13 protein-coding genes are annotated in these 12,696 nt (G+C 63.4%); 8 read left to right on the forward strand and 5 right to left on the reverse strand.

Translation table 11 applies throughout. The features are described from left to right. Positions 1-47 precede the first annotated feature (47 nt). Positions 48-734, reverse strand: coding sequence for a GntR family transcriptional regulator (locus ACIQUG_RS26540; RefSeq protein WP_402325149.1), 687 nt, complete (start codon positions 732-734; stop codon positions 48-50). Positions 735-938: 204 nt separating this feature from the next. Between ACIQUG_RS26540 and ACIQUG_RS26545 the strand changes: the two genes are divergently transcribed. From ACIQUG_RS26545 to ACIQUG_RS26580, 8 genes are all read left to right on the forward strand, one after another. Continuing rightward, entirely contained in the window at positions 939-1,982 is a 1,044-nt protein-coding gene (locus tag ACIQUG_RS26545) for a 4-hydroxythreonine-4-phosphate dehydrogenase PdxA (RefSeq protein ID WP_402325150.1), read from the forward strand. A gap of 75 nt (positions 1,983-2,057) precedes the next feature. Further along, positions 2,058-3,044, forward strand: coding sequence for a Bug family tripartite tricarboxylate transporter substrate binding protein (locus ACIQUG_RS26550; RefSeq protein ID WP_402325152.1), 987 nt, complete (start codon positions 2,058-2,060; stop codon positions 3,042-3,044). A gap of 78 nt (positions 3,045-3,122) precedes the next feature. Next, a complete protein-coding gene (locus tag ACIQUG_RS26555; RefSeq protein WP_043614681.1) occupies positions 3,123-3,623 on the forward strand; it encodes a tripartite tricarboxylate transporter TctB family protein in 501 nt (166 codons plus the stop codon). Positions 3,624-3,742: 119 nt separating this feature from the next. Then, positions 3,743-5,281, forward strand: a complete 1,539-nt coding sequence (locus ACIQUG_RS26560) for a tripartite tricarboxylate transporter permease (RefSeq protein ID WP_402325153.1) — start codon at positions 3,743-3,745, stop codon at positions 5,279-5,281. 88 nt (positions 5,282-5,369) lie between these two features. Then, positions 5,370-6,308, forward strand: a complete 939-nt coding sequence (locus tag ACIQUG_RS26565; protein ID WP_402325155.1) for a sugar phosphate isomerase/epimerase family protein — start codon at positions 5,370-5,372, stop codon at positions 6,306-6,308. 13 nt (positions 6,309-6,321) lie between these two features. Then, positions 6,322-8,040 carry a dihydroxyacetone kinase family protein gene (locus ACIQUG_RS26570; RefSeq protein WP_402325156.1) on the forward strand — a complete coding sequence of 573 codons (1,719 nt, stop codon included), beginning with the start codon at positions 6,322-6,324 and terminating at the stop codon, positions 8,038-8,040. A gap of 340 nt (positions 8,041-8,380) precedes the next feature. Then, positions 8,381-8,905, forward strand: a complete 525-nt coding sequence (locus tag ACIQUG_RS26575; protein ID WP_034800084.1) for a DUF992 domain-containing protein — start codon at positions 8,381-8,383, stop codon at positions 8,903-8,905. Positions 8,906-9,090: 185 nt separating this feature from the next. After that, complete coding sequence (locus ACIQUG_RS26580; RefSeq protein WP_402325157.1) at positions 9,091-9,687, forward strand: DUF922 domain-containing Zn-dependent protease; 597 nt, start codon at positions 9,091-9,093, stop codon at positions 9,685-9,687. A 32-nt stretch (positions 9,688-9,719) separates the two neighbouring features. Here the strand turns inward: ACIQUG_RS26580 and ACIQUG_RS26585 are convergent, their stop codons facing one another. The 4 genes from ACIQUG_RS26585 to ACIQUG_RS26600 are packed head-to-tail and all read right to left on the reverse strand — an operon-like array spanning position 9,720 to position 12,692. Continuing rightward, the gene (locus ACIQUG_RS26585; protein ID WP_043623290.1) at positions 9,720-10,334 is read right to left on the reverse strand and encodes a DapH/DapD/GlmU-related protein; all 615 of its coding nucleotides are present in this window, start codon (positions 10,332-10,334) and stop codon (positions 9,720-9,722) included. Next, positions 10,331-11,038 carry a phosphonate C-P lyase system protein PhnL gene (gene phnL / locus ACIQUG_RS26590; RefSeq protein ID WP_034800087.1) on the reverse strand — a complete coding sequence of 236 codons (708 nt, stop codon included), beginning with the start codon at positions 11,036-11,038 and terminating at the stop codon, positions 10,331-10,333. Before phnL ends, ACIQUG_RS26585 begins: the two co-directional genes overlap by 4 nt. Positions 11,039-11,040: 2 nt before the next feature. Beyond that, positions 11,041-11,817, reverse strand: a complete 777-nt coding sequence (phnK, locus tag ACIQUG_RS26595; protein ID WP_043623284.1) for a phosphonate C-P lyase system protein PhnK — start codon at positions 11,815-11,817, stop codon at positions 11,041-11,043. Then, positions 11,814-12,692 (reverse strand): alpha-D-ribose 1-methylphosphonate 5-phosphate C-P-lyase PhnJ, encoded by an 879-nt coding sequence (locus tag ACIQUG_RS26600; RefSeq protein ID WP_402325158.1) that lies wholly within the window; start codon positions 12,690-12,692, stop codon positions 11,814-11,816. Before ACIQUG_RS26600 ends, phnK begins: the two co-directional genes overlap by 4 nt. Positions 12,693-12,696 lie beyond the last annotated feature (4 nt).

Consider the following 12,696-nt stretch of genomic DNA (forward strand, 5'->3'; position numbering starts at 1 on the left):
CCGGGTGAGCCTGCCAGGGCTCACTTGCGCTGAAGCTGGAGCGTCGCCTACACCGCGGCGCGCACGCGTTCCCAGGCATTCATAAGGTGCCGACCGAGAACTTCGGAGAGCCTTGTCTTGTCGCGGGCTTCGAGCGCGACGATCATTTCTTCATGCTCGGCAACGGCCGCTGCCCATTTTTCAGGTCCCTCGTGGCCGATGAAGCGAATGCGCTTCAGCCGCGTCTGCAAGATCGCATGCATGTCCGCCAGGGCGACGTTTGCTGCCAGTTGGGCGATGGCCGAATGGATCTGCTGGTTGAGCTTGTAGTATTGCAGCCGGTCCCCGGCCTTGTATCGCGCGACCATCTCGTCGTGGAGCGCGCGAACTTCGGCGATGCCGGCGTCGCTGGCGGCTTCACAAGCGAGCTTGCCGGCAAGCTCTTCCAGCGTCTGCAAAACCGTCAGCATGTCTTGTACGTCCTTGGCGCTGAAGCGCTTGACGACGGCGCCGCGGCTCGGAACGAGCTCCACGAGCCCTTCGCTCGCCAGATACTTGATCGCTTCGCGCAACGGCGTGCGCGAGACGCCAAGCTGTTCGCCGAGTTGACCTTCATGCAGCCGCGTGCCGGGCGAGAGATCACCCTCGATGATCATGTCGCGCAGATGCGTGACCAGCGTGTCGTGCAGCGCAGTGCGTCGGATCGGGCCGGGGCCGCCCTCGGGGCGTTTCTCCAGAGAGGTAATTTCGTTCATCGTTTCGCTTCTGCATCTGGCGACTGAAGTGTCGGCCGTCTGTTCCCGTTCGCGCCAATTGAATCAGCGCTGTCTCATTAAAGCATGGAGACGGCCCCCGATATCGTCAACAGAAAATGCTGCATACAGAATACAAAAGACTTGATGCAGAATTTTGAATAACGTATGACGGCTTTCGAAAGAATGAAGTGGAGGACATCTCTCATGACGACCAACGGTGTAGCCGCTACCGGCGCGCGTCCTGTCATCGCGCTCGCTATGGGCGATCCGGCCGGCATCAGTCCGGAACTCACGGCAAAGCTGCTGGCGCTTTCCGATATTCGCGAGGCTGCCCACATCATCACGATCGGCGATCGTCGCATCCTCGATGAGGGTGCTCGCATTGCCGGCGTCACGCTCGATCTTGCCTCCTCGACCCTGGAAGGCGTCGCTGCTGCCGGGACCGAACGCCACGTGTTCGTCGACCTTGGTCATCTCGATCCGGCCGACGTCGTTCGCGGCGAGGCGACGCTTGCTGGTGGCACCTTTGCGACCCGCAACTTCCGCGTAGCGCTTGAACTGGCGCATGCCGGAAAGGCGGAGGCGGTCTGCTTCACGCCCTTCAACAAGAAGGCGATGCGCTTTGCCTATCCGGGCTACGACGACGAGATCCGTTTCGTTTCCGACGTTCTCAGCTTCACCGGCAAGGTCCGGGAATTCAACGTTCTCGAGAAGGTCTGGAACGCCCGCGTCACCTCGCACATTCCGATCAAGGAAGTGGCCGACAACCTGTCGGTCGAGGCGATCCTTGCCGAACTCGAGCTGACCCAGAGCTGCCTCAAGGAAGCCGGTTACAGCGAGGCGAAGATTGCTGTTGCCGGCCTCAACCCGCACGCCGGCGACGGCGGCAGCTTCGGCATGGAAGAGATCGACATCATCGAGCCTGCGGTCGAAAAGGCCAAGGCGCTCGGCTTCAACGTCGATGGCCCGTTCCCGGCCGACACGGTCTTCGGCCGTGCGCTGAAGGAAGGCTACAATGCCGTCATGACCATGTACCACGACCAGGGCCAGATCGCGATGAAGCTGATCGGCTTTGACAAGGGCGTGACCATGATGGGCGGCCTGCCGTTCCCGCTGTGCACGCCGGCTCACGGCACTGCCTACGACATCGCCGGCAAGGGCATTGCCGACGTCGGCGCCAGCCGCGAAGCGCTGCTTCTGGCCGTGCGCATGGCGAAGAAAAAGGCGGCACTCAAGGCTGCTGCCTGATTTCGCACGCTTTCAAGCAATAACGGCGCAGGAGGAGGTCTTGCGCCGCAGAACCACAAAAACGGGAGGACCCGCATGAAGAATACCGTATCCATCGCATGCATCATGGCAGCCGTTTTCGGCGTTGCCGCTCCGGCCGCCGCTTTCGAGCCCGACCGTCCGGTTGAATTCGTCGTCACCGCCGGCCCCGGCGGCGGCACCGACATCTTTGCCCGCACGATCCAGGCGATCATCGGCAAGTACGAGCTGATGAAGGCTCCGGTCGTTGTCACCAACAAGGGCAGCGCCGGTGGCGCCGAGGGCTTCGTCTACACGGCGACCAACAAGGGCGATGCCTACAAGCTCACCTTCGGCACGAACAACGCCTACCTCCTGCCGGTCCGCGCCAAGGTTCCCTACAAGATCGAAGACCTGACCCCGGTTGCAGCTCTTGCCTCCGACGAGTTCATTCTCTGGGTCAACGGCAAGGCGTCCTACAACACCGCAGCCGACTTTGCCGCCAAGGCAAAGGAAGGCGGCCTGAAGATCGGCGGCAGCCAGTCGAAGGACGTCGACCAGATCCTCACCTCGATGATCAACGAGGCGACCGGCGCGACGATCAACTACATCCCGTTCAAGAGCGGCGGCGAAGCAGCCGTCCAACTCGCCGGCGAGCACCTCGACGCCAACGTCAACAACCCGAGCGAGAACCTGGGTCAGTGGCAGGCCGGCATGGTCAAGCCGCTTTGCGTCTTCAAGAGCGTCAAGCTCACCAACGACGCCAAGGTTGCTGGCGACAAGGGCTGGAGCGACATTCCGACCTGCAAGGAGACGGGCATCGCCATCGACAACTACTCCATGCCGCGCACCGTCTGGCTGCCGGCTGGCGTTGACCAGGATGTGGTCAAGTTCTATGCCGACCTGATGCGCAAGGTTTCGGAAACGCCGGAATGGGCGAAGTACCTGACCGACACGTCGCAGTCGCCCGCCTACATTGCGGGCGACGACTTCAAGGCCGCCATCGAGATGGATGGCGCTGCTGTCGGCGAAGTGCTGAAGCGCGAAGGTTGGCTCGCCAACTAACAGGCGACGATCGGGACGGGTGCCATCTGGCGCCCGTCATTCGCTTTGACCCGTCATTCGGTTTGAAAGGTCACGATCATGAGCGAGAACGGTGCGAATGGGGTCTCCCGCTTCGCGGTTGAGCTTGGTGTTGCCGCGCTGACCGGCGCCTTTGGCGCTGCGGTCTGCTACGGATCTCTCGATATCGGCGCGGGCTGGACGGAATTCGGTCCCGAAGCCGGCTATTTTCCCTTCTACGTCGGCCTTCTGATCCTTCTCGGAAGCGTCGCCAATGCGATCCACGCCCTTGTCAAACATCGCGGGTCCGGCGAGATCTTCATCGACGGCCACCGCGCCAAGGTGGTGACGTCGTTCCTGCTGCCGCTGGTCGCCTTTGCCGGCGTATCCGCCTGGCTCGGCCTCTATGTCGGCACGGCGCTCTATATCGCCGGAACCATGCTCTTCCAGGGGCGCTACAAATGGTGGATCGCGTTGCCGTCGGGTATCGCCGTTTCGCTGTTTTTCTTCATCATTTTCGAGTTCGGTTTCAAGGTTCCGCTGCTCAAGGGACCGATCGAGGCCTGGTTCGGGATCTATTGATCCCGACCGCCCAACGGCATGTCGCGCAAGCGCTAACGACAAGCAAAAAATCAAAGACTTAAAGCGCAGGGAGCGGACCTCAAGGATCGTGACGCGCTTTAAGCCCCGGGAGGAATGACATGGAAAATATCGGTCTTCTGATCGATGGCTTCGGCCACATCCTCAGCTGGAACCATATCCTGCTGATGATGATCGGCGTCACGCTCGGCATTCTGGTCGGCGTGCTGCCCGGCCTCGGCGCGCCGAACGGCGTTTCGCTGCTTTTGCCGCTGACGTTCTCGATGGATCCCATCTCCGCCATCATCCTGCTCTCCTGCATGTACTGGGGCGCACTCTTCGGCGGATCGACCACATCGATCCTGTTCAACATTCCCGGCGAACCCTCGTCGGTGGCGACCACGTTCGACGGCTACCCGATGGCCAAGGCCGGGCAGGCGAGCCGGGCTCTGACACTCGCCTTCGTTTCCGCCGGCATCGGTGCGCTGGCCGGCGTCGTGATGATCACGCTGCTTTCCGGTTGGGTCGCGAACTTCGCGCTGCGCTTCTCGTCGCCGGAGTATTTCGCGGTCTATTTCCTGGCCTTTGCAAGCTTCATCTCGATGGGCGCGCAATCGCCCTTCAAGACGCTCGTCTCGATGATGCTTGGCTTTGCGCTTGCATCCGTCGGCATGGACACGATCTCGGGCGACCTGCGTCTGACCTTCGATATCCCGAGCCTGATCAAGGGTGTCAGCTTCCTGATCGCGGTCATGGGCCTCTTCGGCATCGGCGAACTGCTGCTGACGACGGAAGAAGGGCTGCGCTTCGAAGGCATCAAGGCGCGCGTCAAGCTCGTCGAGATCGGCCGCACACTGGTCGAGATCCCGCGCTACTGGTTCACGATCCTGCGCTCGACCATCATCGGTATCTGGATGGGCATCACGCCCGCCGGCCCGACCGCCGCTTCCTTCATGAGCTACGGCGTTGCCCGCCGCTCGGCCCGTGACAAGTCGAAGTTCGGCAAGGGCGACCCGCGCGGCGTCGTCGCACCGGAGACGGCTGACCACTCGGCCGGTACCTCGGCGCTGCTGCCGATGCTGGCGCTCGGCGTTCCCGGCTCGGCAACGGCTGCCGTCATGATGGGCGGCCTGATGATCTGGGGTCTGACCCCCGGCCCGATGCTCTTTACCGAGCGGCCGGACTTCGTCTGGGGCCTGATCGCGTCCATGTATCTCGGCAACGTCGTCGCCGTGTTCCTGGTGATCGCCACGGTGCCGCTCTACGCCTCGATCCTGCGCGTGCCCTTTGCGATCATCGGCCCGATCATCGTCGCCGTCATCTTCTCCGGCGCCTATCAGGTGGCAAACTCGGTCTCCGACATCTTCATGGTCATCGGCTTCGGCGTGCTCGGCTATGTCTTCAAGAAGCTCGACTACCCGCTGGCGCCGCTGGTTCTGGCCATGGTGCTCGGCGACAAGGCTGAGGACGCGTTCCGCCAATCGATGCTTCTTTCGGGCGGCACGCTGAACATCTTCTGGTCAAACCCGCTGGTTTCCTCTCTGATGGCGCTTGCTCTTGCCCTTCTGCTGTCGCCGCTTGTCTTCGGGCTGATCGGCCTCGCCCGCAAGCGCAGCCAAGATGCGGCTCCCCCGCATGGCGACGGCAGCGCGGCGGCTTGACGGAGCCGCCGCAACCCAAACGAGCGCATCGGAAAAACGCGGCGCGGGCCCCTTCGGGACTGCGTCGCAAGAATGAGTGAGGAAAACCATGGCGAAGCCATCGCGCAAATGGACCCGTGAAACCTGGCCGATCGCGGCCGCGATGATCCAGTATCCGAACGTGCTTGCCGATGGCAGCTCCGTTCAGGATCAGTCGGTCGAACAATGGGCAGAAACGCTTGCCGATGTCGTCGACGCCGGCTTCACCGAGCTCGACCCGACCGACAGCTGGATCCGGCTCGCCGATCTGTCGGCCTCGCGCCGGGATGACTTCGTCAAGCTGACGCGAGACCTCGGCCTTTCCATGCCGGCAATCTCGACGGCGCGTCGTAGCGTCATCGATCCGGAACATGGCGACGAATATCTCGCCTATGGGCATCGTGTCATCGACACGGCCGCGGCGATCGGCGCGGGCTCGGTCTCCTTCGGCTTCTTCGGGCCTTTGACCGACGCCCAGAAGAAGGCGCTCTGGTTCTGGACCGTGGATGGCGTCAAGAACCCGGAAGATCCGGCAATCTGGCAGAAGGCGGTTCAGCGCATCCGCGAACTCGGTCGCCATGCCGAGGAACTCGGCATCGAGCTCGCGCTCGAAATGTACGAGGACACCTATATCGGCTCAGCCGACAGCGCTGTGCGCTTCGTCACCGATGTCGGCCTTTCGAACGTCGGCATCAATGCCGACCTCGGCAATCTCGTGCGCCTTCACCGTCCGGTGGAGCACTGGCAGCCGATGATGGCCAAGGTTGCACCCTTTGCCAAATACTGGCACGTCAAGAACTACTACCGCACCGAGGATGAGACCTCGGGCCTGGTGGTCACCCATCCGGCGCCGCTGGAATTCGGCGTCATCAACTATCGGGCGGCGATTCGCATGGCCTTGGCGCATGGCTTCGACAGCCCGTTCCTCTGCGAGCATTACGGCGGCGACGGGCTCTCCGTCAGCGCCGCCAATCGGGACTATCTGAGGCGTATTCTGCCTCGCGACTAAGGGAAGAGACGCGATGACCACAATCTTTGACGCACCGGAAGAATTTGCGACGACCGCGCTTGCCGGATTCAGCTCGATCTACGCGCGCAACGTCCGTCTCGTGAAGGGCGGGGTCGTGCGCTCGACCAAGGTGCCGAAGGGCAAGGTCGCGGTCGTCGTTGGCGGCGGCTCCGGCCACTATCCAGCATTTGCCGGCTATGTCGGCCCGGGCATGGCGGATGCGGCCGTGGCCGGCGATGTCTTTGCCTCGCCGTCGACTGCGGCCGTTGCCCGCGTCTGCCGCCAGGCGAGCCAGGGTGGTGGCATTCTTCTCGGCTTTGGCAACTATGCCGGCGACGTCCTGAACTTCGGTGTTGCCGCCGAGCGCCTGCGCGCCGAAGGCATCGATGTGCGTATCGTGCCGGTGACGGATGACGTCGCCAGCGCGTCTGCAGAAACGCCCGCTAAGCGCCGCGGCATCGCCGGCGACCTCGTGGTCTTCAAGGTTGCTGGAGCTGCGGCCGAAGCTGGCCTCAATCTCGATGAGGTCGAGCGCGTCACCCGTCTTGCCAACGACCGCACCGTCTCCTTCGGCGTTGCTTTCGGCGGCTGCACGCTTCCGGGCGCCAAGGGACCGCTCTTCACCGTTCCGAAGGGCGAGATGGCGCTTGGTCTCGGTATCCACGGCGAACCGGGCATCCGCGAAGAAAAGATGGTTTCGGCGACAGAATTCGCCAAGCTGCTCGTCGGCAAGCTGCTTGCCGAGCGGCCGGCCGACGTGCGCAAGGTCGCACCGCTTCTGAACGGCCTCGGCTCGACCAAGTATGAAGAACTCTTCGTGCTTTGGGTCGCGATTGAAAAGGAACTGAAAGCGGCCGGCCTCGAGATCGTCGATCCGGAATGCGGTGAATTCGTCACCAGCCTCGACATGCAGGGTTGCTCGCTGACGCTGATGTGGCTGAACGACGAGCTCGAGACCTACTGGCGCGCTGCCTGCGATGCGCCGGCGCTGCGCAAGGGCGTAATCATCGCCACGGAACCCGCGACCGACACGCTCAAGGATGATGACGAAGCGATCTCCTTCGCGCCGGCTTCCGAGGCTTCCCGTCAGAGCGGCGTGTGCATTGCGCGGCTGATCGGCGAAATGGCCGAAGCGCTGAAGCAGGCGGAAGACGAGCTCGGTCGCATCGACGCCTTTGCCGGTGACGGCGACCACGGACAGGGTATGCGCCGCGGTTCGGCGGCGGCGGACGAAGCGGCAAAGGCCGCTGTGGCTGCCGGCGCAGGTGCCGCCAGCGTGCTGGCGGTGGCAGGCGATGCCTGGGCGGACCGGGCCGGCGGCACGTCGGGCGCGATCTGGGGCCTGCTGCTGCGCGCCTGGAGCAATGCCTTCAGCGATGATGCAGCCCCGAGCGATGCCGCTGTTGTCGACGGCGCCCGCCGTGCGCTCGATGGCGTGACCCGCCTCGGCCGCGCCCGTATCGGCGACAAGACGCTGGTCGATGCGCTGGTGCCTTTCGTCGAGACCCTCGAGCGCGAGTTTGCCGCCGGAAAGCCGCTTATCGAGGCATGGCAGGCGGCGGCAAAGGCTGCGACCGAAGCGGCGGAAGCGACTTCGAGCCTGACGCCGAAGCTCGGCCGTGCACGGCCGCTCGCCGAAAAGAGCATAGGCCATCCGGACGCCGGCGCCGTTTCGCTGGCGCTGACGGCTCGCGTTGCCGCCGGTGTGCTGGCGCAGGCCGCAAAGGCCTGAGATTAATTGTCTCCTCCGGTCGGGCGGCGTCGTCGCCCGATCGGAAACCTCTCCCGATGTGACCGCCTCTCTCTGCGCCGTTTGGCGCCGCCGTCACACGATGCCGCGCCAGCACGCGTTGGCAGAAGGCTCAAGCCCCGCCTTTTCGTGGCTTTTTCAACACTATCTGCAGTCATTGTTGGGGAAACCCGACCAATTTTATCATCTGCTAAAAGCTTGCCACGGAATCGCCTGATCGCGGGCTATGGCTTTGTTTTCCTGCAGCGTGCGCTATGTTTTTGAGTTCGCGTGCCGCCGGTCAAATGACAATCATTTCTGACGTTCCGAGAAGGAGACAAGAATGAAAAAGAGTTTTGCCGTGAAGGTGTCCGCAGCGTCTCTGGTTCTCGCTGGCGCGATCGCCGCAAACGCAGCCGATCTCGCGACAGTTCAACCGCAGCCTGAGCCCGACACCAGCAATGGCGTCAAGATCGGCTACCTCGACTGCAACATCGCCGGCGGTGTCGGCTACGTGCTTGGGTCGGCCAAGGAAGTCGATTGCGTCTTCCGCTCGACCATGGGCGCCGAAGCGTCCGACCACTACTCGGGCGCCATCCGCAAGATGGGCGTCGATGTCGGCTTCACGACGCAGAGCCGCCTGATCTGGGCCGTGTTCGCCCCGACCGCCGGCTACCACCGCGGCTCGCTCGGCGGCCTCTATCAGGGTGCAACCGCAGAAGCGACCGTCGGCGCCGGTATCGGTGCCAACATCCTCGTCGGCGGCACCTCCGGGTCGATCCACCTGCAGACGATCAGCGTGACCGGCCAGATCGGCCTCAACCTGGCCGCAACCGGCACGTCGATGACGCTGACGGCCGTCAACTAACCTCCGGCGTCGGGCCGGCGCTCCTCCCATGGCTGGCTCGGCAGGGACGCATATGACAACAAAGGCACCGCACACTCAGACGAGCGTGCGGTGCCTTTGCATTTTGCGCTGTCGCCATCCTCCGATTCGCGGTTAAGGAAGGCCGGCGGGAGTTGGGCCATGAGAGCGAATGTCGAGGGACCGGATTGAACAGAAGCCTTTGTTTTGGGCTGATTGCCCTTTGTTTCGCAAGCGCGCCGCACACCGCCTCGGCGGAATGGCAGGCGGTCGAAAAGGAAGCGCTCTACACCGTCAACGGACAGACGGGCGCGGAGCTCTATGCCTCGATCGGCGAGCGCGGCCCCAAGGCTGGTATCGGCAGGGCAATCGCCCACACCAATTTCAAGCTGACCTGGACGCGAAAATACGAAGAGCAGGGCGGCGCCTGTGTGCTGGCAGTGGCAAAGCCGAAGCTGATCATCACCTATACTTTGCCGAAACCGGCAAAGCCGCTGCCTTCAGGCACGCGCGAGAACTGGGACGTCTTCATCGACGGCGTGCGCAAGCACGAGCTCGTGCACGGCGATTTCATCAAGGAGATGGTGCGCGCGATCGAGCAGGCAACGCTGGGGTTCTCCGTTCCTGACGACCCGAAGTGCCAGAAGATCCGGACGGAAATGACCAAGCGCCTCGGTGCGCTCTCGCAGACGCAGCGCCAGCGCAGCCGCGACTTCGATCAGGTGGAACTGACCGATGGCGGCAACATTCACCAGTTGATCCTGAGGCTGGTGAATGGGCCGTAACGGCGCCGAACCTGTGCCCGGCGCCGTATCACTCAGGCGTAACGCACCAAAAATTCCTCGGCCGTCAGCTCGCGGAAATCGTCGAGTGCGCGGCGCAGGCGCTGGTGGTCCCAATCCCACCAGGAAAGCGCGTCCATGCGCTCGCCGACGCCTTCGTTGAAACGGTCGCGGATGAGCTTCGCCGGAACGCCGCCGACGATGGTGTAGGGGGCGACGTCCTTCGAGACCACCGCACCGGCACCGATGACGGCGCCGTTGCCGACGGTGACGCCCGGCAGAATGGTGGCGCCGTGGCCGATCCAGACATCATGGCCGATCGTCACCCGGTTCGACCGTCGCCAGGCGAAGAGATCGTGGTCGAGTTCGGTGTCGTCCCAATAATTCGGCGCGCGATAAGTGAAGTGATGCAGCGTCGCGCGCCAGGTCGGGTGGTTGGTGGCGTTGATGCGCACGGCGGCGGCGATGTTGACGAACTTGCCGATCGTCGCGCACCAGATCGAGCCGTCCTGCATGATGTAGGAGTAGTCGCCGAACTCGACCTCGTCGAGCCGCGAGCGCTCCTGCACTTCGGTGTAGCGCCCGAGCGTCGAATTGTTGACGCTCGCCGTCGGGTGGATGAAGGGCTCGAGCCCGAGCTTCTGGCTCATGCGGCAGCCTTTCTGGGCGAGAAGGCCGAAACGTCGAGGATGCGGTCGGCAACCGCGTCGCGCACTTCCTCGTCGTGGAAGATGCCGATCAGGGCCGTGCCCTTGGCCTTTTTCTCGGCAATCAGCTCGACCACGACCGCCCGGTTCTTCGCATCGAGCGAAGCGGTCGGTTCGTCCAGCAAAAGGATCTTGTGGTCGGTGATGAAGCCGCGGGCGATGTTGACGCGCTGCTGCTCGCCGCCGGAGAAGGTTGCCGGTGGCAGGCTCCAGAGTTCGCGCGGCAAGTTGAGCTTGTTCAGGAGTTCGGCCGCGTGGGTGCGGGCCTCTTCGAGCGGCATGCCGCGGGCCTGAAGCGGCTCGGCGACGATATCGAGGGAGGAAACACGCGGAACGACCCGCAGGAACTGGCTGACATAGCCGAGCGTGGTGCGCCGGACTTCAAGCACGGTGCGCGGCTCGGCGGTTGCGAGGTTCACCAGCTTGCCGTCGTGATCCATCAGGATCTGGCCTTCGTCGACGCCATAATTGCCGTAGAGCATTTTCAGGATCGAGCTCTTGCCGACGCCGGAGGGGCCGCCGAGAACGACGCATTCGCCAGCCTTCACCGAGAATGAGACGTTGGCGACGACCGGCCGGCGAATACCGTCGCGCAGGTGCATGGTGAAGCTTTTTGCGACTTCGGAAACAACGAGAGGAGTTGCCATGATCAGACCTGCAAAATCGAGGAAACGAGAAGCTGGGTGTAGGGCTCGCGCGGATCGTCGAGCACGCGGTCGGTCAGCCCCTGTTCGATGACGGCGCCATCCTTCATCACCATCATGCGGTGCGAGAGAAGGCGGGCGACGGCGAGGTCGTGTGTGACGATGATGGCGGCAAGGCCAAGATCATGCACGAGGCCACGCACCAGATCGAGCAGGCGCGCCTGAACCGAGACGTCGAGACCGCCGGTCGGCTCATCCATGAAGACGAGGCGAGGGGAGGTGACGAGGTTTCGGGCTATCTGCAGGCGCTGGCGCATGCCGCCCGAGAAGGCGCGGGGTTGGTCGTCTATGCGGTCGATGCCGATTTCCACCCGCTCAAGCCAGTCGCTGGCGGTGGCGCGGATGTTGCCGTAGTGGCGATCGCCGACGGCCATCAGGCGTTCGCCGACATTGGCGCCGGCCGAAACTGTCATGCGCAGGCCATCGGCTGGGTTCTGGTGCACGAAGCCCCAGTCGGTGCGCATCAGGAAGCGACGCTCGGCCTCGCCCATGCGGGCAAGGTCGCGGTACTGGCCGTCGCGCATGTGGTACTCGACGATGCCGGAGGTCGGCATCAGCCGGGTCGACAGGCACGAGAGCAGCGTCGTCTTGCCCGAGCCGGATTCGCCGACGATGGCGAGCACTTCGCCCGCATAGAGCTCGAAGGAGACGTTGCGGCAGCCGATGCGGCTTCCGTAGAACTTCGAGACGTCGTTCACTTTCAGAAGCGGGAGCGTACTCATTCTGCGGCCTCCTGGCGTGCGAGCATGTGACCTGCATGGCCACAGGCGCGGCGGTCTTCGCAATGATCGGTATCGGAGCAGACGAACATGCGTCCGCCCTTGTCGTCGAGGATCACTTCGTCGAGATAGACGTCCTCTGCGCCGCAGAGCGCGCAGGGCTTGTCGAACGTTTGGATCTCGAAGGGATGGTCGTCGAAATCAAGGCTGACGACGTCGGTATAGGGCGGCACGGCGTAGATCCGCTTTTCGCGGCCAGCGCCGAAGAGTTGCAGCGCTTCCGACATGTGCATCTTCGGATTGTCGAACTTCGGTGTCGGCGACGGGTCCATCACGTAACGACCCTCGACCTTGACCGGATAGGCGTAGGTCGTCGCGATATGGCCGTTGCGGGCGATGTCCTCGTAGAGCTTCACATGCATCAGCCCGTATTCCTCGAGCGCATGCATCTTGCGCGTCTCGGTCTCGCGCGGCTCGAGGAAACGCAGTGGTTCCGGGATCGGCACCTGGTAGACGAGCGTCTGACCCTCGGAGAGCTTTTCCTCCGGGATGCGATGGCGCGTCTGGATGATCGTCGCCTCTTTCGTCCGGGTGGTGACGGCGACGTCGGCGACCTTCTGGAAGAAGGCGCGGATCGAGACCGCGTTGGTGGTGTCGTCTGCACCCTGGTCGATGACCTTCAGTACGTCATGTGGCCCGAGGATCGAGGCCGTCACCTGGACGCCGCCGGTGCCCCAGCCATAGGGCATCGGCATTTCGCGCGAGGCGAAGGGCACCTGATAGCCGGGAATAGCGATCGCCTTCAGGATCGCCCGACGGATCATGCGCTTGGTCTGTTCGTCCAGATAGGCGAAATTATAGGTAGCAAGGTCGTTCATCGCC

This window comes from Ensifer sp. NPDC090286 (assembly GCF_044769565.1).
GTDB lineage: Bacteria > Pseudomonadota > Alphaproteobacteria > Rhizobiales > Rhizobiaceae > Ensifer.

Bases quoted from the DNA above. Each gene is read 5' to 3' on its own strand.
- ACIQUG_RS26540 (WP_402325149.1), bottom strand. From the start codon at position 734: ATGAACGAAATTACCTCTCTGGAGAAACGCCCCGAGGGCGGCCCCGGC.
- ACIQUG_RS26545 (WP_402325150.1), top strand. From the start codon at position 939: ATGACGACCAACGGTGTAGCCGCTACCGGCGCGCGTCCTGTCATCGCG.
- ACIQUG_RS26550 (WP_402325152.1), top strand. From the start codon at position 2,058: ATGAAGAATACCGTATCCATCGCATGCATCATGGCAGCCGTTTTCGGC.
- ACIQUG_RS26555 (WP_043614681.1), top strand. From the start codon at position 3,123: ATGAGCGAGAACGGTGCGAATGGGGTCTCCCGCTTCGCGGTTGAGCTT.
- ACIQUG_RS26560 (WP_402325153.1), top strand. From the start codon at position 3,743: ATGGAAAATATCGGTCTTCTGATCGATGGCTTCGGCCACATCCTCAGC.
- ACIQUG_RS26565 (WP_402325155.1), top strand. From the start codon at position 5,370: ATGGCGAAGCCATCGCGCAAATGGACCCGTGAAACCTGGCCGATCGCG.
- ACIQUG_RS26570 (WP_402325156.1), top strand. From the start codon at position 6,322: ATGACCACAATCTTTGACGCACCGGAAGAATTTGCGACGACCGCGCTT.
- ACIQUG_RS26575 (WP_034800084.1), top strand. From the start codon at position 8,381: ATGAAAAAGAGTTTTGCCGTGAAGGTGTCCGCAGCGTCTCTGGTTCTC.
- ACIQUG_RS26585 (WP_043623290.1), bottom strand. From the start codon at position 10,334: ATGAGCCAGAAGCTCGGGCTCGAGCCCTTCATCCACCCGACGGCGAGC.
- phnL (WP_034800087.1), bottom strand. From the start codon at position 11,038: ATGGCAACTCCTCTCGTTGTTTCCGAAGTCGCAAAAAGCTTCACCATG.
- phnK (WP_043623284.1), bottom strand. From the start codon at position 11,817: ATGAGTACGCTCCCGCTTCTGAAAGTGAACGACGTCTCGAAGTTCTAC.
- ACIQUG_RS26600 (WP_402325158.1), bottom strand. From the start codon at position 12,692: ATGAACGACCTTGCTACCTATAATTTCGCCTATCTGGACGAACAGACC.